Annotated in this window: 16 protein-coding genes and 1 pseudogene; 3 read left to right on the forward strand and 14 right to left on the reverse strand. The window is 60.2% G+C overall.

All coding sequences use genetic code 11. The features are described 5' to 3' along the window. Position 1 precedes the first annotated feature (1 nt). From scpB to N675_RS13140, 5 genes are read right to left on the reverse strand one after another with little or no spacing between them, the layout of a single operon-like run. Positions 2-550: an SMC-Scp complex subunit ScpB gene (gene scpB / locus N675_RS13120; protein ID WP_038040541.1), complete on the reverse strand. Its 549-nt coding sequence runs from the start codon at positions 548-550 to the stop codon at positions 2-4. Continuing rightward, positions 525-1,298, reverse strand: a complete 774-nt coding sequence (locus tag N675_RS13890; protein WP_051914756.1) for a segregation and condensation protein A — start codon at positions 1,296-1,298, stop codon at positions 525-527. The genes scpB and N675_RS13890 overlap by 26 nt, the downstream gene beginning before the upstream one ends. Positions 1,299-1,304: 6 nt before the next feature. Beyond that, positions 1,305-1,958 (reverse strand): site-2 protease family protein, encoded by a 654-nt coding sequence (locus N675_RS13130; protein ID WP_231578047.1) that lies wholly within the window; start codon positions 1,956-1,958, stop codon positions 1,305-1,307. Positions 1,959-1,976: 18 nt separating this feature from the next. Then, positions 1,977-3,014 (reverse strand): ABC transporter ATP-binding protein, encoded by a 1,038-nt coding sequence (locus tag N675_RS13135; protein WP_038040543.1) that lies wholly within the window; start codon positions 3,012-3,014, stop codon positions 1,977-1,979. Further along, the gene (locus N675_RS13140) at positions 3,004-4,032 is read right to left on the reverse strand and encodes an ABC transporter ATP-binding protein (RefSeq protein ID WP_038040545.1); all 1,029 of its coding nucleotides are present in this window, start codon (positions 4,030-4,032) and stop codon (positions 3,004-3,006) included. The genes N675_RS13135 and N675_RS13140 overlap by 11 nt, the downstream gene beginning before the upstream one ends. 323 nt (positions 4,033-4,355) lie before the next feature. Between N675_RS13140 and N675_RS13145 the strand changes: the two genes are divergently transcribed. Next, positions 4,356-5,726 carry an aminotransferase family protein gene (locus N675_RS13145; protein ID WP_038040547.1) on the forward strand — a complete coding sequence of 457 codons (1,371 nt, stop codon included), beginning with the start codon at positions 4,356-4,358 and terminating at the stop codon, positions 5,724-5,726. Positions 5,727-5,789: 63 nt separating this feature from the next. On the opposite strand, the gene N675_RS13150 is transcribed toward N675_RS13145, so the two are convergent. The 5 genes from N675_RS13150 to cuyB are packed head-to-tail and all read right to left on the reverse strand — an operon-like array spanning position 5,790 to position 9,740. Beyond that, positions 5,790-6,449, reverse strand: coding sequence for an SCO family protein (locus N675_RS13150; protein WP_051914757.1), 660 nt, complete (start codon positions 6,447-6,449; stop codon positions 5,790-5,792). 17 nt (positions 6,450-6,466) lie between these two features. After that, complete coding sequence (locus tag N675_RS13155; RefSeq protein WP_156100893.1) at positions 6,467-7,030, reverse strand: hypothetical protein; 564 nt, start codon at positions 7,028-7,030, stop codon at positions 6,467-6,469. Beyond that, the gene (locus N675_RS13160; RefSeq protein WP_038040551.1) at positions 7,027-8,496 is read right to left on the reverse strand and encodes a hypothetical protein; all 1,470 of its coding nucleotides are present in this window, start codon (positions 8,494-8,496) and stop codon (positions 7,027-7,029) included. The genes N675_RS13155 and N675_RS13160 overlap by 4 nt, the downstream gene beginning before the upstream one ends. A gap of 51 nt (positions 8,497-8,547) precedes the next feature. Next, complete coding sequence (locus N675_RS13165; RefSeq protein WP_038040553.1) at positions 8,548-8,976, reverse strand: FixH family protein; 429 nt, start codon at positions 8,974-8,976, stop codon at positions 8,548-8,550. Between the two features lie 14 nt (positions 8,977-8,990). Continuing rightward, positions 8,991-9,740 carry a cysteate racemase gene (cuyB, locus tag N675_RS13170; protein WP_038040555.1) on the reverse strand — a complete coding sequence of 250 codons (750 nt, stop codon included), beginning with the start codon at positions 9,738-9,740 and terminating at the stop codon, positions 8,991-8,993. Positions 9,741-9,887: 147 nt separating this feature from the next. On the opposite strand from cuyB, the pseudogene radC reads away from it, so the two are divergent. Next, positions 9,888-10,589, forward strand: a pseudogene (gene radC / locus N675_RS13175) (RadC family protein); the annotation flags it as partial. A gap of 52 nt (positions 10,590-10,641) precedes the next feature. On the opposite strand, the gene N675_RS13180 reads toward radC, so the two are convergent. After that, positions 10,642-12,750, reverse strand: coding sequence for a peptidoglycan recognition protein family protein (locus N675_RS13180; protein ID WP_038040557.1), 2,109 nt, complete (start codon positions 12,748-12,750; stop codon positions 10,642-10,644). Positions 12,751-12,967: 217 nt separating this feature from the next. Between N675_RS13180 and N675_RS13185 the strand changes: the two genes are divergently transcribed. Further along, positions 12,968-14,962 carry a glycoside hydrolase family 15 protein gene (locus N675_RS13185; RefSeq protein ID WP_038040559.1) on the forward strand — a complete coding sequence of 665 codons (1,995 nt, stop codon included), beginning with the start codon at positions 12,968-12,970 and terminating at the stop codon, positions 14,960-14,962. 43 nt (positions 14,963-15,005) lie between these two features. On the opposite strand, the gene N675_RS13190 is transcribed toward N675_RS13185, so the two are convergent. From N675_RS13190 to phoU, 3 genes are all read right to left on the reverse strand, one after another. Then, positions 15,006-16,514, reverse strand: a complete 1,509-nt coding sequence (locus N675_RS13190; RefSeq protein WP_231578048.1) for an aldehyde dehydrogenase family protein — start codon at positions 16,512-16,514, stop codon at positions 15,006-15,008. A gap of 160 nt (positions 16,515-16,674) precedes the next feature. Further along, the gene (locus N675_RS13195) at positions 16,675-16,935 is read right to left on the reverse strand and encodes a YciI family protein (protein ID WP_038040941.1); all 261 of its coding nucleotides are present in this window, start codon (positions 16,933-16,935) and stop codon (positions 16,675-16,677) included. 53 nt (positions 16,936-16,988) lie between these two features. Continuing rightward, the gene (phoU, locus tag N675_RS13200) at positions 16,989-17,663 is read right to left on the reverse strand and encodes a phosphate signaling complex protein PhoU (protein ID WP_038040562.1); all 675 of its coding nucleotides are present in this window, start codon (positions 17,661-17,663) and stop codon (positions 16,989-16,991) included. Between the last annotated feature and the right edge of the window lie 33 nt (positions 17,664-17,696).

The following is a 17,696-nucleotide window of genomic DNA, read 5'->3' on the forward strand; positions in this document are numbered from 1 at the left end:
GTTAGCGCCGTACAACGCGGAGCCAGGTTGCTACCGCTTCAGGGAGCGGGGGCAACTCCTCGCGCGAGGCAAGCCCGAAGGATTGCAAGAAAAGCGCGGTGGTGCCATATTGCACTGGGGCTCCTGGCTGCTCGGCCCGTCCGACTGGCTCAATCAACCCGCGATTGAGCAGTGTCTGTAGTGCCGCAGTGCTGTCGACACCGCGCAAGGCGTCGATCTCCGCACGCGTGACTGGCTGGCAATAGGCTACGATCGCCAGCGTTTCAAGCGCAGCTGGGGAAAGACGTCCTGAGCGTCCACCTCCAAGCGCCGTCTCGACATCGTGTGCCAGTGCCGGGTCAGTCACAAGCTGTAGCTGGGTACCGTGCTCAATCACCCAAAGGCCGAGCGCCTGGGCGCGCTGACGAAGCTGGACAATGGCTTCATCAAGCGCAGCCGGCGTGCAGGCAAGCAGTCGGAGCAGGCGCTCACGGTCAACCGGCTCTCCAAGGGCGAAGAGCACAGCGCCAAGCCGGGCAGCGAGATCAGGCGGTGTTCGCTCGTTCATCATCAACCCGCTGGTCAAGCTGCACAACAATATCACCGAACCGCTCGTGTTGGACAGCAGAAACGATGCCACGTCTGATCAGCGAAAGCAAGGCCAGGAAGCCAACGACATACTCAGCGCGGCTTGCCTGTTTGCCGAGGAGCCCAGAGAATGTCGCAACACCCATGCGCAGCCGTGTCAGCAGTCGCGTCACCATCGTTTCCAACGACGGTACAGGGCGCAAGCGTAACGGTTGTGCCGGCTGACGGCGGGCGGCAAGGCGTGTCAGAGCGTGGACGAGAGACTGTGGAGCCAGCATGGTCTCGAGAGGCTGAGGCTGCGCCGGCAACGCAGGCAGTACTCCACCTCGCGGATACGCACGCTGCTCGGCAGCAAGGCGGTCGGCAAGGAATGCCGTACAGGGCTGCAGGGCCGCGGCAGCAGCGAGCTGGGCAGGCAAAAGGAGGCTCGCCTCTTCCTCGGGCGCGGCCTTCTCAGGTTTCGGCAACAACGCGCGAGCTTTCCAGGCGAGCAGGCGCGCGGCCAGTGCGGTGACATCAGCAAGCAACTCGGGAGCGTCCTGATCCTGCGGACAGTAAGCAAGGCATTGCGCGAGCACCGCCGTCACCGGCAGTTCTGCCAGCTCAATTGCTCCCGCCCGCGCCTGTTCGAGGAGTTCCCTGAGCGAACCCGAAAATCCTGGTAGCTCGAGCGCGACGTCGTGCACCCACGGAGAAAGTTCGACCGCTGTCGCATTCCGTGCAGCTGTCATCGTGCCCTAGAGCATCGGCTGACCGGCGACCAGCGTAAAGACTGAAGCAAGCGTGCGGAAGACCGGTAGGTACATTGCCGCCAAAATGGAGGAGCCGCCAAATGAACCAAATGCAATGAGCAGAATCAGAATTGCAAGGCCATAGCGCTCCAACGCAGCGAGTTGCAGGTACCAGAAGCGTGGCAGAATACCAAGCAAGATTTTGAGTCCGTCGAGCGGCGGAATTGGGATCAGGTTGAACGAGGCAAGCAGGAGATTCACCTGAATAAAGGCGTGCAGCACGAGCGCGGCGAAAGTGGGCAGCGAAACGCCAAAGCGCAGCACGAGTGCACCAAGCAAGGCGAGGAGGATATTCGATACTGGGCCAGCGAGGGCGACCAGTGCCATTCCCCGCTGATGCCAGCGGAGGCGGGCTGGGTTCACTGGTACTGGCCGCCCCCAGCCGATCCCAAAGCCAAACACAATAATGAGCAAAAGCCCAATCGTCCCGATCGGGTCAAGATGCGCGATTGGATTGAGTGTTACCCGGCCAAGCCGCTGCGCCGTATCGTCACCGAGCCGTAGCGCTGTCCAGGCATGTGCACATTCGTGCACGGTAATGCCGATCAGGAAAGCGATCAGGACAGCGACGAGTTCGTCAGGCCGCTGCAGGATGCCCACAGATGATCATCCGCATCACTAGGGTGTGCACCCCGGATAGAGATGACACGCGACGTAGTGCCCGTTGCCCTGGTCGACGAAGCGCGGTTCCACCTTCGAGCAGACGTCCATTGCGTAGGGACAGCGTGTATGGAAGCGGCAGCCGGAAGGTGGGTTAATCGGGCTAGGCACGTCGCCCGTCAAGATGATGCGCTCCCGCTTCTTCTCAACGACCGGGTCAGGGATCGGCACGGCCGAGAGCAGCGCCTTGGTGTAGGGGTGGAGCGGGTCATCGTAGAGCGAATCGCGGTCAGCAAGCTCGACGATTTTGCCAAGGTACATCACAGCCACACGATTGGAGATATGGCGAACCACGCTCAAGTCGTGGGCGATGAAGAGATAGGTGAGCTTGAATTTCTCCTGCAATTCCTCGAGCAGGTTAATGATCTGCGCTTGAATCGAGACGTCGAGTGCTGAGACTGGCTCGTCTGCGACGATGAATTCAGGGTTCGCTGCAAGCGCGCGGGCAATCCCGATGCGCTGTCGCTGGCCACCGGAGAACTCGTGTGGGTAGCGGTTGGCAAAGTATGGGTTGAGACCAACGGTTTCTAGCAATTCTTGCACCCGCTGGTTGCGTTCGTTCTTCGGCACTAAGTTATGGATCTGCATCGGCTCGCTCACAATGCTCCCGACCGTCATGCGGGGATTGAGCGAGGCGTAGGGATCCTGGAAGATCATCTGGAGGTAGCGGCGCATCTTGCGCATTTCACCCGGACTCAGCTTCGTCAGATCAGTGCCCTTGTAGAGGACCTGGCCAGCAGTCGGCTTGTAGAGTTGCAGGATCGCGCGGCCGGTCGTGCTCTTACCACAGCCGGACTCGCCGACGAGTCCGAGCGTCTCGCCACGATAGATCTGGAAGGAGATATGGTCGACGGCTTGTACCCAGCCAACGCGGCGCTGCAAGAGGATGCCGCGTGTGAGCGGGAAATACATCACCAGGTCGCGGACATCGAGCAGCACCTCTTTGCCAGCGCCGTTTGTCTGCTGTTGCGTTGTGCTCTGCGCCTCAGTTGCCATCGCTCAACCGCACTCCTCCCTCGCGCTGCTTGGCTGACACCAAGCTTACTTCCTCCCAGAACCAGCAGGCTGACCGGTGATCTGGCTTCACGTCCATTAACGGCGGATTCTTCTGGCTGCACTTCTCCCGCGCATAGCTGCAGCGAGGCATGAACGGGCACATGTCTGGTAGGTCAATCAAGTCAGGCGGCAAGCCAGGAATCGGATTGAGCTTCTCCTTGCGCGGCGCGTCCAGCCGTGGGATCGAGTTGAGCAGGCCGACGGTATAGGGATGCTTGGGGTTGGCAAAGAGCTCCTCGGTCGGCGCCGACTCCACAATGTGGCCAGCATACATGACGTTGATTCGGTCGGTCATGCCGGCAACGACGCCAAGGTCGTGCGTGATCAGAATTAAGGCAGTGTTATGTTCACGTTGCAGGTTGCGCATGAGATCAAGAATTTGCGCTTGAATCGTCACGTCGAGTGCTGTTGTCGGCTCGTCGGCGATCAGCAGCGAGGGGTTGCAGGAGAGCGCCATGGCAATCATGACGCGCTGGCGCATCCCACCAGAGAACTGGTGCGGGTATTGATCAACCCGCTGTTCAGCGTTCGGTATGCCGACCATCTTCAACAGCTCAATGCTGCGCTGGCGCGCTTGACTCCGCGTCATTCCCAGGTGCAGTTCCAGCATCTCGCTGATCTGCCGATTAATGGTCAACACTGGATTGAGGGACGTCATCGGATCCTGGAAGATCATGGCGATCTTGCGGCCACGGATCGAGCGGACTTCAGCGTCGCTCATCTTCAGAATATCTTCGCCCTCAAAGAGGATTTGGCCGCTGACAATCTTGCCAGGCGGGGTTGGGATCAGGCGCATGATCGACAGGGCAGTAATGCTCTTGCCGCATCCACTTTCACCGACGACACCGAGCGTCTCGCCTGGCATGAGGTGGAACGAGACGCCATCGACCGCCTTGACCACGCCATCTTGGGTGAAAAACTGCGTGCGGAGGTCGCGTACTTCAAGCAGTGGTTCCATCTTCACCCCCCACGTGCTCTTTCGCCCTGCCCCCGGACGTTCTGCAATTCCCTACCTGCGCTCTGCTCCTCGCCTGCAGTATCATGCTTGCCCTTCCGGAACAGAAAACGCATCAGCAGTGTACCGCGCCAGTCATATGTCGTCAACAACTGGCGAGCAATCGGCGACATTCTCCTCTTCCCTTGCCCAGTTGTGCAGGCCGTGCGAGACTGGCAGGTGATGGCGACGTGAGCAAACGCGCAGCATGCCCGCGCTGTGCATTTGCTCAACGACCAGGAGTCGGCCGGGGCAAGGAGATTCGGAAGGCGTTAGGAGGAAAGGGTATGACTACGCTCAGGCCTGAGGAACTCGAGCAGGAAGCGCTGAAACACGTCTGGGTGCACTCGGCAGAGTGGGTGCGGATCGCCGAAGAACGCGGCATGCTCGTCTTCGACCACGCCTATGGTAGCACGCTCGTCGATGTTTACGGGCGAGAGTACATCGACGGGCTTTCTGGCCTGTGGGTTGTTAACGCTGGCCATGGACGCCGCGAAATCGCTGAAGCGATGGCCGAACAGGCAGCAAAGATCGCCTATGTCTCGTCGGCCAATCATACGACCGTGCCAACTGTTCAGCTAGGCCACGTCCTTTCAACACTCACACCTGGTGACTTGAACCGTATCTTCTTCTGCTCCGGCGGCTCGGAAGCGGTGGAAAGTGCCATCAAGATCGCCAAGCAAGTTCAGGCCATGCGTGGCTATCCCAAGCGCTACAAGATTATTGCGCGCCGCGGCAGCTACCACGGCATGACGTATGGCGCCATGAGCTTGACGCAGTCGCGCAACGAGCGCTTCTTCGGCCCCTTTATGTACGGCGTCTACTACGTCCCGTCGCCGAACCATTACCGGAACGACTTCGGCCTCGACGGCGAAGCCGGCGACCTGATGTGCGCTAATTATGTCGAGCAAGAAATTCTCTATCAGGATCCGGAGACGGTTGCCGCAGTCATTGGCGAGCCGATCTCGACATCCAACGGCGTGCACATTCCCTCACCACGCTACTGGCAGCGACTCCGTGAGATTTGCGACAAGTACGGCGTTCTGCTCATCATGGACGAGGTGATCAACGGCTTTGGACGAAGCGGCAAGATGTTTGCCGCGGAGCACTTTGGTGTCACGCCTGACCTGATGACGATGGCCAAGGGACTGACGTCAGGCTACGCGCCAATGGGCGCGGTTGCCGTTAGCGAGCGCATCTTCCAGATCTTCCAGGAGCAGAAAGACGTGCCGCTCGGCCATCTCCTGACGTTCGGCGGGCATGCTGTTGCCGCGGCAGCAGCGCTGAAGAATCTTGAGATCTTCGAGCGCGAGGGACTGGTGCAGCAGAGCGCTGAGAAAGGCGAGTACTTACTCAAGCAGCTTCGCGAGCTCCTGCGACACCCGACGGTTGGCGACGTCCGCGGCCTCGGGCTGATGTGTGGGCTCGAGATGGTGAAGAACAAGGCAACCAAGGAACGTTGGGAGCGCAACTCGCCGTTCATTAAGGCGCTGGAGCGTCGCATCAACGAGAAGGGCTTGATCACGCGCGTGTGGGAAGTGGTACACGTTGCGCCACCGCTGGTCGTTACGTACGACGAGCTTGACCGCATCGTCGCCATTCTAGACGAGGCGCTCACGGAAACGGAAAACGAGTTCGCGCGCGAGATCGCTGCCTAGGCACGTACACGCGACAACACGTCGAGCCTGGCTTGGAGCATTTTTCAGGCCAGGCTCGACGTGTTATGAGGACTCCGCCAGCCTGGCAAGCAGCTTCGCTACGTGCGTCGGATCGATGGACTCATCACTGAGCAAGTAGCGCTCTCGTCCCTGGGCATCAAGGATGTAGGTGACGGCTGTGTGGTTGACGGTATAGGCATTGGCCCCCGGCGTTGGCGTGGCCTTCTCGACACCGATATGGTAGTCCTGCCAGACAGCCGCAACCTGATCCGGTTGCCCCGTTAAAAACTGCAGTTTGCCCATCAGGCCATTCGCATCGAGATACTGGCGCAAACGGGTAGTGGTATCGCGTTCAGGATCGACTGTGACGGCCAGGATGCGCACGCGGGCCTGTTGCTGTGGAGTGAGCTGATCATAGGCTGCCGCGAGCCGATGCGCCGTCAATGGACAGATATCAGGACAGGTCGTGTAGAGGAACGTCAAGACGACGACGTGCCCACGCAACGCGGAGAGTTGAATCGGCTGGCCGTCTTGATTGACCAGGGTAAAATCTGGCGCGAGCGTGCCGTCCAACGTCGTCGCATCAGCAGGTGTTGCCGTCTGCGCTTGCCGCCACCACAGTATGCCCGTTACGAGGACCGCGACGACAAAGGCAGCAAGGAGCGCACTGCCGAAGATCAATGCAATCCGAGCACGTGTGAGGGGCGTTGATTGAGCAGTCATTCTGCACGTTCCTCCACCTAGGTCTCTGCTCGTGTGCGTCCACGCCCGAGAAAGAGCCACCAGAGCACGGGAATCTCCAGGATAACGACAGCGCCCCAGAACCACCACGAGCGCCAGATACTCGGGGTGCCGCGCACAACATCAGCGTCGAAGCTTACCGTCCCGCTGCCATCGGCTCCTTGTACGGTAACGGTGAAGTGATAGCGCCCTGCTCGGTCAACGGGGATATTGGCAGCATAGTAGAGCTTGTTCGTTGCTTGATCGTGCGTTGCGGGAAAGGTTTTGGCCGCGCTTTCATCCCCCACCGGCGTCATTGTCACTGTCACGGTCGCATCATTGACTACATCCTGCGTGTCAGGGCGCTGGACAAGGACACTCACATCGGCAGTCCCGGTCTGCAATGGAATCGGGCTGGTGTACACGGTTACAATGAACGGACCAACGTGTTCGCCCGCAACCCGTACTTGCCCGCCGTTGGCCGAGGCGAACGATGCCATCCCCAGTGACTGCACAAGCCCGAGCACCAGGAGCACAAGCAGCCACCATCCTCTCTGATGTGCTCTCCCCCACCAGTCTGTCATCCCCCCATCCCCATCAATGTGCCACGCATATCCATCGGCAGCAGGAGCAGCCAGATCCCGACGAGCAATAGCCCAACACTGACCACCAGCCAGGGAAGGCTCGCCCGCAGCATCTGCTGCTCGCCGACCCAATCCCGGGCAACAAAGCGAATGGCGCCAATCGTACCGAGGAAACCGAGTTGCAAGAAGAGGAGCTTGAGCACGGTAATGGCCCCCAAAGGCAAGAGTTGGGCAAGATCCCACCGGGGCTGGCCAAGCAGCGGAGTGCCAGCCACGTCCGCCACGAAGCTTTGCAGGACGGGCACAATCGTCAGCGCGCCAGTCAGAAAGTGGAATTGATAGTGTGCGAGCCACATACCGAAGCCAAGCGGCGCCAGCGCATAGCTAAACCGTGTGGCGACAGTGAGCAACGGTTCTGCTTGCTTCGTCAACAGGCGGCTTGCGAAAGCCGCGAGGCCCACGAGGATTACCGGCAAGACAACCAGACCCAGGCCAAAGACGATCGCCAGCAGGGTTGGACGGGCATCGATCCCCGTTACACGGCGGAGCCACTGCACAGTAATCGTCGCTGGCTCGACCATCCCAAACGCGTTCAGAAACGCCCCAAACACGAGCAAAAGGACGAGCGCCCCGAGATCGATTCGCTGACTCCAGCGGCCAATCCCCGAGCGCACTGGATTGCCGCTGAACTCCCGCATCAGCGGGTTGCGCACCAGCACGCCGACGTTGTCATACGGGCAAGCTTGCACACAGTCCAAACAGAATGTGCAGTCCTGGTTGCCAACTTTGCGCGGCTGGAAAAGCCAGAGTTCACAGCCAGATTGCAGTAATCGACCGTGTGCATCATAGCGGCCATGGATGCAGTCTTTGGTCTGGCACTGCAGGCAGATGGCCGGGTCGCGCACCGTGACTTCAGTAGGAGATGACAGTGACATGACAAAGTTGAACTGGCCGATCGGGCAGACATGCTTGCAAAACGCTGCACCGGCGAAGATGCTGTCGATCACGAAGGCACCGACAAAGTAGGCCAGCGCAACCCAGGCCGTGAGCCACGGGCTCGCCCAGAGCGAGAAGGCTTCGTATGCCCAAAAGAAAAGGCCGAGCGTCACAATTGCCGCCAGTTTACCGGGCAGCCAGCGTGGCCACGGACGCCGCCCGTGGAACCAGCGCTTTGCCAAGCGTCGGGGCAGCATGAAGGGACATGCAAAGCAGAAGACATTGCCGACCAAGAGGAGGCCAAGCACAACGAGGCCGCGCCAGTGCACCCACGGCAATACGCCGGCGAGGTTCTTCGGTGCTAATGGCGGGCCAAGGAAGCCATCGTAGAGGACGAGGAGGCTCAGCACGAGCAACACAGCCTGAGCACTGGTTCGCGCGTGCTTCCACCGCAACCAACGCCCAAGCAGCGGCAGGCGCAGGAGATCAGTTCCATGAGTAGGGCGGACGATTGTTGCAGAGCGCGCCATATGCTGCGCCTCAACTCTCCTTCAGCCGCGCTGACAACCGGCCTTCTCCACCTATGAAGCGGGCTTGACGCCGTTGACCGGTGCTTGTGTCTCAAACGCGCGACCATCGGGCAGCGTGCCACGGACAATCACGACCCAGTCCCCAGCCATCGTGAACCGGAACTGGTCGACAACATAGACACCATTGCCCTGCTCGACTGCCGTCGCCAGGACTGGTTGCATGCCAGCATGGGTCATTGTGCCTTCAACCTGGACGTTCTTTGCGCCAACGACCGGCTTGCCATCGGCCGTCTTGAGCGTGATCGAGAGTCGAGCTGTCCCGACTGTTGGTGGCGACGGTTCGACGGTGACGGCGGCAGTAACGCCCTGACTGGATGTTTCACCGCGGCGCAGTTGGCATGCCGTGCTGAGCACAACGAGGCTACAAAACAGGCTCACCAGAAGCAGCACGGGCAGCCGGTAGCGCACGACAGGCTTCATGCACGACCTCCGCACTATTCGGCTTGGGCAACGGCAGGTTCCTGCAATGGCGCAGGCAGCGGCCGTTGGCCCAGAGCAATGGCGACGGCCGCGCGGGCGAGAAGCGCTGTTGGATCAGCGAGGAGAACAGGAACATCAGTCGCTTCGAGCACCAACGGCAGTTCCGTGCATGCTGCAATCAGTGCCTGCGCACCAGTGTGCTCCACAAAGGCAAGCGCAGCAGCACGAATCCGCGCGCGGACTGCCGCATCGACGTGGCCGGCTTTGACCGCGGCAATGACCGCCGACACCTCAGCTTGCGTTGCCGGTTCTGGCGCAACCGGTTGCAAGCCAACGGCTTCGAGTGCCTGGTGATAGAGTCGACTCCGAATCGTTCCTTCAGTGGCAAGCACGCCGACACACTGGCCAGGGCCGACCTGCTCGGCCAGCCAGGCTGCCGTTTCCCGCACCATGCTCAGGATTGGGATACGCACCGCGGGCTGGACACGCGGCAGGAATGCATGGGCTGTGTTGCACGGGACGATCAGAAAGTCGGCTCCAGCTTGTTCAAGACGGCGCGCACCGGCGACGAGCCACGGCGTTGGATCGGGCCCACCGTAGAGAAGCGCTTCCGTGCGGTCGGGCACACTGGGATCAGCATCAATGATCACGTGGAGATGGTCCTGATCGCGTGACGCTGGAGTAGCCGCGATGATCTTCTGGTAGAGATCAGCGGTGGCCAGCGGCCCCATGCCACCGAGGATGCCAATGATCCGACGTGTCATGCCTTTGTCCTTTGCAGCTCTCTGCTCCGCCCACCCCGCCTGCTCCCCTCCCCAATGGTAGCACCAGGCTGTGGAGCACTCACGGACAAAAACGCCTTGACGATGTCGGGAATCTTTGGACAAACTGCAGGACGAATGCGGGGGGTTATGGAACAGTCGTCATTACCCTACCACGTGTCGGTCAAAGAATTGCCAGTCGACGAACGACCACGCGAGCGCCTGCGCCAGCACGGCGCGACAACGCTCACGAATGCGGAATTGTTGGCAATTATCCTGAATACAGGAACGCGAGGGGAATCTGTCCTCACGCTTGCGCAGCGCTTGCTTGTCGAGTACGGCGGGCTTGCTGGCTTGGCGCGGGCTGATTTTGCGACGCTCTGCCGAGCGCACGGCCTAGGAGAGGCAAAAGCCGCCAAGCTTAAGGCCGCGCTCGAGCTCGGGCGTCGGCTTGCGCTGGCTCAGCCTGATGAGCGCCCATCAATCCGCTCCCCCGAAGATGCCTACGCGATCGCTGGAGCAGACATGGCTACGTTGGAGCAGGAGCATGTGCGCGTGCTGCTCCTCGATACACGGCACCGCGTTATCCGAACTGTCACCATCGCCCAGGGGCAGGCAAACAGTGCGCAGGTCCGCATGGCCGAACTGTTCAAGGACGCGGTGCGGCACAATGCCGTCGCCATCATCTTGCTGCACAACCACCCCTCTGGCGATCCAACACCGTCAGGTGCTGATATCGCGCTCACGGCCGAAGCGGTTGCTGCGGGCAAGCTGCTCGATATCGAGGTGCTCGACCATCTCGTGATCGGCCAGGGACGGTTTTGCTCGCTTCGTCGCTTAGGGCTCGGCTTTACTGCCCCAGCAGACGATGCACACGCGCGTTGGCCAACATCACCATCGTCCGCTACCCGGGCTGCAGCCAGCCGCGATCGATAAGGACTTCACGGCCAAGATGGCCAAGCAAGACTTCGTAGGGAGTACCAGCAAGCTCCGGATGCCATTCGAAGCGGTAGCGCTCGAAATACTGCACACGATAGCGTTTGCCATCGGTCTTGCTGACTTCTTCAAATTCCTCGCTGATCGGATAGCCGAAGACCATGAGCCCGCCTTGACTCCACCAGTATTGGCGGAAGACGCCGCGAAGTGTATGGCGCGTTTGGGGGAAATAGTCCACATTGGGATCAGTTGGCGGCGAGACAGGCTGGAATGGTGGCTCGGCACGTCGATTTTTGGTCCGCTCAGAACCGAGCAATCCCAGTAAGACCTCGAAGGGCGTCCCAGCATTCTCAGGGTGATATTCAAATCGCGCACGCTCAAAATACTGTGTGAGATAGACATTGCCATCCGTTGCTGACAACTCAAAGAATGGCTCAGTCAGCGGATAGCCGAAGCGCATTAGGCCGCCGTGCGCCGACCAGTAGTCCATGAAGCGCTTCGGCACGTTGTGCTGTGTCTCTTTGACGTAGACCATGTCGGGGTCCGTGCTTGGCTGAGCCGGCGCCGTCGGCGGTGGCAACACGGTGATCTGTTGCGGGAACACGCCCTGCTGGACGTACCCAACGAACTCATCGACCAAACTGGCTGTCAAGCGCCACGTCTTCACCGTCTTCAACACAATGAACCCCGTTACCGTCGCCTGCTGACCGGGCGCGAGCGGCCCTGGCAACCCCCAGCGGAATGGATTAGGCAATCCGGTATTGCCGTCGTAATCAACGCCAACACGGAAGGCCCCCTGCACCTTCGGGAACCCAGCGCTTTCGAAGTCTTGCCCTTCAACGTAGACGTAACCAGGGGGAGGATCTTGCGTCGAGAGTGTAATCTGGCCTGTATTCTGCACCACAGCGTCAATACGAAGCAGGGTGCCGGAATAGACTTGCGTCGGGGTAAACGTCACCTTGACTAACTGGGCTTGCGCAGGGACAGGTTGTGGTGGCGGCAAGGTGATCGGCGCACCGACACCGCTGAGCTGGCCACGAAGCAATGGCAACTGGGCGTAGAGCGCGTCGCCCGGACAATCGGTCTGGTTGTAGTCACGATGGCCGCCGATGTTTGGAGCGTTCTTCAGATCGTGGAAGTCGGAAACGCCTGCCGGATCGAGCTTCGGGACACGCGTCCGGATCAGCCGCCCCAGCGCGGACAAGGCCGCCTGCGGTGGATGCACGCTCTCGAAATTCCCGATCACCGCAACGCCCATGCTGCCGGTGTTGTAACCGGCCGTGTGCGCGCCAATCACGTTCGGACCGCCGTAGCGTCCTTCGTATGCGTGCCCCTGCCAGTCGATAAGGAAGTTATAGCCAATGTCCCCCCAACCAAGCGTCACGGCATGATAGGCATAGATTGCCCTGACGACGGCCGCTGGATCCGGCGGATTATTGTCAGTCGCTGTATGGTGGACGATGACCTTTTGCACAGGAGCATACTGAGGCGGCCAAATTTCGTTGCCGTTCTTGTCAAAGCGCAGCGACTCATCGGCTCCCCAGCCTGCCCGCGGGATGATCCAGCCATCGATCAGCGCTGGCGCATCGAGATAGCTCAATTCCCCGCTCATCGTGTTAACACAGGTCAGGTGCACGGCTTCGAGGTGAACCGGCTCGCCATCACTGCCACGCTGGAGGCGAACACAATACTGGACGGCCTGAACCGGGCCGGTCAGCACGGGCGGGGCATAGACGCGGCCGTCGGGGACCAGTGGGGTGATGTGCGTGTCAGGGTGCAGCCACACCCATTCGCTCCAGGCCGTGCCATCAGCACTGGTGCGGACACCGACCATCAACGCCCCGCCTGGCGGGACAGTTGCCTGCCAACTGACCTCGATGCTATTGCACGGCTGGGGAAGCGAGAAAACGCGCGATGTGTAGACGCCGTCCGAAGGAAACCCTTCGCGTTCACTCCAGCTGATCCGCGTGATTGCGGCCGCTGAAGAATGAGGGAAGCGGAATTCTGTCATTGTTGCGATAACTGCGCCACCAGCAAGCTTCAGCAGCGTCCGCCGCGTCCAACGCGGCTGTCTCACGATCCCTTCCCTTCCCAGGCAGCTACCCCTCGTCCTCGACCGCGTCCGTTTTGTTATGCTAGCGCGCGCGGGTTGTACGGTCAAGGTGTACAAACGTCCTTGTTCATCAGGACGTTGGTCATGGTCAGATCATCCCGCATGGCAGCAGGCAGGTGTGGGCACGGTACCAGCGAACCTGGTTACCTTAAGAAGAGGGAAAGACGAGAGCGAGGGCACGATGCCACGCGATCTTCCGCTCGGCAACGGACGGTTGTTGCTGGCGTTTGACCACACGTACACGTTGCGCGACCTCTACTACCCGCATGTCGGGCAAGAAAACCATACGCAAGGGCAACTTTGCCGTTTCGGCGTCTGGGTTGACCACCAACTGGTCTGGCTGCACGACGATGGCTGGGAGCGGCAGTTGCGCTATCAGCCCGATACGCTCGTCAGCAACGTGCTCTTACACCATCCAGCGCTTGGCCTGCAACTGCAGATACGCGACGCGGTTGACATTGAAGATGACGCATGGATTCGTGAAGTCTGTGTGCGTGACCTGACCGGGCGAGACCGAACGGTTCGGCTCTTCAGCCATTTCGACGGCTACCTCTGGGGCTACGCGGATGGAGAAACGGCCTATTACGAGCCGGTCGAGCGCGCGATTGTGCACTACAAAGGCAAGCGCTACTTCTGGTTCTCCGGCTGGGCCGGTACAACGCCTGGTCTCCACACCTTTGCGACGGGAAACAAGGGATTTCGAGGCCGCGAAGGAACCTGGCGCGATGCAGAAGACGGCTATCTGAGTCAGAACCCGATTGCGCAGGGATCAGTCGACTCGATTATCGGCCTGGAACTTGCTATCCCAGCACATGACGAAGCGCGGGCGTATTTTTGGATGGCCGCAGGGCTCCGCCATGCTGATGTGCGCCGCATCCACGAACGGATTGTTGACCAACATCCCGCGACCATTCTGCGACGTGTCGAGCGCTATTGGCAAGGTTGGGTGAACCACCGGCGATGGGAATCGCGGTTGCTCTCGCCACGCGCCCTCCAGTTGTTACGCCAGAGCCTGCTGATCCTCCGCACGCAGATCGACGAGCACGGTGCGATTGTCGCTGCCAACGACTCGGATATCCTGCAGTTCGGTCGCGATACGTATAGCTACGTCTGGCCACGCGATGGCGCGCTGATTGCCATTGCGCTTGACAAGGCAGGTTATCCCGAGCTGAGCCGCCGCTTCTTCTTGTTCATTCACGAACTGGTTACCAAGTACGGCTTCTTCCTCCACAAGTACAACCCGGATGGTTCGGCTGGCTCAAGCTGGCATCCGTGGGCAACCAGTGACGGCCAACTCCAGTTCCCGATTCAAGAGGACAGCACAGCGCTCGTACTCTACGCGCTCTGGGAGCACTACCAGCGCACGCACGATGTTGAATTGATCCGGCAGCTTTACCTGCCGATGGTTGTGCCCTGCGCTCGCTTCCTCGCCACGTATCGCGATGAGCACACCGGACTGCCGAAGCCTTCATACGACCTCTGGGAAGAGCGCCATGGGATTCACGCGTTTACAGTCGCAGCTGTTTGGGCTGGGCTTGTCGCAGCGGCCAACTTTGCGCGCATGTTTGCCGACGATGACCTTGCGGAGGAATGGGAACAGGCCGCAACCAGTATCCGCGCTGCAACACTCCACGCCTTCTACGACCCGACGCTCGGCCGCTTCGTGCGCACCGTCCATGTTGATGGCCCCGATCAGATTCGGCGCGACCCAACGCTCGATGCCAGCCTTGCGGGGCTTTTCGCCTTTGGGCTCATCAGCCCACACGATCCGCATCTCGAGCAAACGATGGAAGCGATCGCCGGCCGGCTCTGGTGCCAGACGCCAGTCGGCGGTATTGCGCGGTACGAGAACGACTACTACTATCAAATGAGCCACGACATTGAACGCGTCCCGGGCAACCCCTGGTTCATCTGCACCCTCTGGCTCGCTGACTGGTACATTGCTCGTGCGATGTCACCAGCCTATCTCTACCGCGCGCAAGAGCTCATTGAGTGGGTAGTCGAACACGCGTTGCCCAGCGGCGTGCTCGCCGAGCAGGTTCATCCGTACACTGGGCAACCGCTCTCCGTCAGCCCACTCAGCTGGAGCCATGGGACATTCATTGCGACGGTGCTAGACTTCCTCGCCCGAGAGCAGCAACTCATTGAGACCGGCTGGGGAGCCCTGCTTGGCTAGCCGGAATACCACCGGCTAGCCAAGCAGGCAGCGCAGGACACCCCTAGCGTCCGGCTGGCCAGCGGCCATACCAGTCGAAGGGCTCCTCGCTCAAGCCAACAACGACGTTCTTGACTTGCGTGTAGAGGTCAAGCACATGGCGGCTGAGTTCGCGGCCGATGCCGCTCTGCTTATAGCCACCGAACGGCGCTTCCGGCGGATTGATCACCGGGTAATTGATGCTGATGTTGCCTGCCCGAATCCGCGAAGCCAGCCGGTGTGCGCGCTTGATGTCCTTCGTCCAGATCGTTGCTCCAAGGCCGTAAATGGTGTCATTCGCCAGCTGGACGACCTCGTCCTCAGATTCAAAGGGAATCACTGAGAGCACGGGACCGAAGACTTCTTCGCGCGCAATCGTCATCTGTTGTGTGACCTGGTCAAAGACGGTGGGTTCGACAAAATTGCCGCGTTGCAAGGCGGGCGCCTCTGGCTTCTTGCCGCCGAGACGCAGGACAGCTCCCTCGCTCTTCGCACGTTCGACGTAGTGCAGCACGCGCTGGCACTGGCGCGGTGAGACAAGCGGCCCCATCTGCGTTTGGTCGTCGAGCGGATCGCCCAGGCGAATCCGTCCTGCCTTGTCAACGAAATCAGCCAAGAAGCGATCGTGGATCGAACGGTGGAGGAACAGCCGTGTGCGCGCCGTGCAGCGTTGGCCGGCGTTACTGAAGATCGCGAAGAGGGAACCGTTGACGGCCTCTTCAAGGTCAGCATCGGGGAAGACGATGTTGGGCGACTTTCCGCCAAGCTCAAGCGAGACTTTCTTGATCGTCCCTGCGCTGAGCCGCAGGATCTCGCGGCCGGTTTCCGTCTCGCCAGTAAACGCGATTTTGTCGACGAGCGGATGCTCGCAGAGCGCCGCGCCGATTTCGTTGCCCGGCCCAGTGATAATGTTTACGACCCCTTCGGGGATCCCAGCTTCAAGGCAGATCTGCCCGAGCAGAAGAGCAGTAATCGGCGTGTAGCTTGCGGGCTTGAGCACAACAGTATTGCCGGCTGCAAGCGCGGGCGCGATCTTCCACGCCGCCATGAGGATCGGGAAATTCCACGGAACGATCTGGCCACACACGCCATAGGGCTCACGGACAGTGTAATCAAAGAGGGGGCCATTCATCGGGATCGTCTCGCCCCAGATCTGCCCCGTGAGGTTCGCATAGTACTCGAAGCAGTTTGCTGAATTCGCAACATCAGCTCGGGACTCGACGATGATCTTGCCGCTGTTAATCGTCTCAATCCGGGAAAGTTCTTCCTGCCGTTCGCGGATGATCTCGGCGACACGGCGGAGGCGCTTTGCCCGTTCATTCGGCGTCATACGCCCCCACGGGCCCTCATCAAACGCCCGCCGAGCAGCACGGACAGCGCGGTCGACATCTTCACGGGTGGCCTTGGCAACACGACCAATAACCTCGTTTGTCGCCGGATTGTAGATTTCAAATGTCTCCCCCGATGAGGAGGGGACAAGCTTCCCATCAATGAGCAGTTGATACTCTTTGACCTCGGCACTGACCGCCATCATACACCTCCATGTCCCTCTCCCGGTCCTGCTCACAAACTGGCACTGGGCTGACCACAGGAAGTCGGCTCACCCTCATCTTAGCACTGGTTGGGGGACATGCCCAAGGTGCCTCGCGTGCATCTTCACGCGAGGCACCGTCGTGGATCGAGCCAACAGCAGGTTAGAACACCTGGTTCCAGGGACGAAGCTGAATGTCCTGGAAGACACCAGCTTCGTAGAAGGGATCTTGGCGAATGAGCTGCCAGGCTTCTTCTTCGGAATCGGCTTCGTAAATGATCAGCGCGCCACTGTCATCGGTAAACGGGCCCGAGGCCCAGAGTTTGCCAGAACTCTTCAAGCTCGCGAGATATTGCCGGTGTACCGGCCGTACTTCTTGAATTTTCTCAGGATTGCCATAGCGGATGATTGCAGCGTACTTCACGACCTTCGCCTCCTCGTGCACGTGCGTGTGTCGCCGTTCCTCCGCTGCGTATCTTAATCCTCACGGCCAGGAAGCGCACGAGGGTCACCGGTGACCACAAAGGCGATCCGTTCGCAAATATTTGTCACGCGGTCGGCGATACGCTCAAGGTTATGGCCCGCCCACAGGAGTAACGTTGCCCGCTCGATCGTGGCGGGATCGCTCATCATGTACGTGAGCAGTTCGCGGTAGACCTGATCGTAGAGCGCATCGACCTCGTCGTCACGCTTCCAAATCGTTCGGCACGCCTCAAGATCGAGGTCGATAAAGGCATCGAGCGCACCTTGGAGCATCTCAGCTGCGATATCGGCCATGCGAGGGATATCGATCAGCGGTTTGAGGGGCGGCTGGTCAGCCAGTCGAACGGCGATCTTCGCGATCCCCTCGGCGTAGTCTCCCATCCGTTCCAGCTCAGTGATGATGAAGAGCGTTGCAGCGATAATCCGCAGATCGGTTGCCAGTGGCTGTTGGGTCGCAATGAGCAGCAGTGCCTGCTCTTCTAATGCATAGGTGCGCTCGTCGATCTGGCGGTCGCTGGCGATGACTTCTTCGGCCAGGCGCACGTCACGCGCCTTCAGCGCCTGGACCGCGCGCTGAATCGCTTTCTCGACCATGCTCCCCATGTTGAGCACGTCGTCACGCAGGGAGCGCAGTTCGCGTTCAAACTCGGCACGGGTCTTGACTGCCATGGAGCACCGTCCTTTGCCATGAAGATGTCGCTA

Origin of the sequence: Thermorudis peleae (assembly GCF_000744775.1) — a bacterium.
GTDB classification, from domain to species: domain Bacteria; phylum Chloroflexota; class Chloroflexia; order Thermomicrobiales; family Thermomicrobiaceae; genus Thermorudis; species Thermorudis peleae.

Bases quoted from the DNA above. Each gene is read 5' to 3' on its own strand.
- scpB (WP_038040541.1), bottom strand. From the start codon at position 550: ATGATGAACGAGCGAACACCGCCTGATCTCGCTGCCCGGCTTGGCGCT.
- N675_RS13890 (WP_051914756.1), bottom strand. From the start codon at position 1,298: ATGACAGCTGCACGGAATGCGACAGCGGTCGAACTTTCTCCGTGGGTG.
- N675_RS13135 (WP_038040543.1), bottom strand. From the start codon at position 3,014: ATGGCAACTGAGGCGCAGAGCACAACGCAACAGCAGACAAACGGCGCT.
- N675_RS13140 (WP_038040545.1), bottom strand. From the start codon at position 4,032: ATGGAACCACTGCTTGAAGTACGCGACCTCCGCACGCAGTTTTTCACC.
- N675_RS13145 (WP_038040547.1), top strand. From the start codon at position 4,356: ATGACTACGCTCAGGCCTGAGGAACTCGAGCAGGAAGCGCTGAAACAC.
- N675_RS13150 (WP_051914757.1), bottom strand. From the start codon at position 6,449: ATGACTGCTCAATCAACGCCCCTCACACGTGCTCGGATTGCATTGATC.
- N675_RS13155 (WP_156100893.1), bottom strand. From the start codon at position 7,030: ATGACAGACTGGTGGGGGAGAGCACATCAGAGAGGATGGTGGCTGCTT.
- N675_RS13160 (WP_038040551.1), bottom strand. From the start codon at position 8,496: ATGGCGCGCTCTGCAACAATCGTCCGCCCTACTCATGGAACTGATCTC.
- N675_RS13165 (WP_038040553.1), bottom strand. From the start codon at position 8,976: ATGAAGCCTGTCGTGCGCTACCGGCTGCCCGTGCTGCTTCTGGTGAGC.
- cuyB (WP_038040555.1), bottom strand. From the start codon at position 9,740: ATGACACGTCGGATCATTGGCATCCTCGGTGGCATGGGGCCGCTGGCC.
- N675_RS13185 (WP_038040559.1), top strand. From the start codon at position 12,968: ATGCCACGCGATCTTCCGCTCGGCAACGGACGGTTGTTGCTGGCGTTT.
- N675_RS13190 (WP_231578048.1), bottom strand. From the start codon at position 16,514: ATGATGGCGGTCAGTGCCGAGGTCAAAGAGTATCAACTGCTCATTGAT.
- phoU (WP_038040562.1), bottom strand. From the start codon at position 17,663: ATGGCAGTCAAGACCCGTGCCGAGTTTGAACGCGAACTGCGCTCCCTG.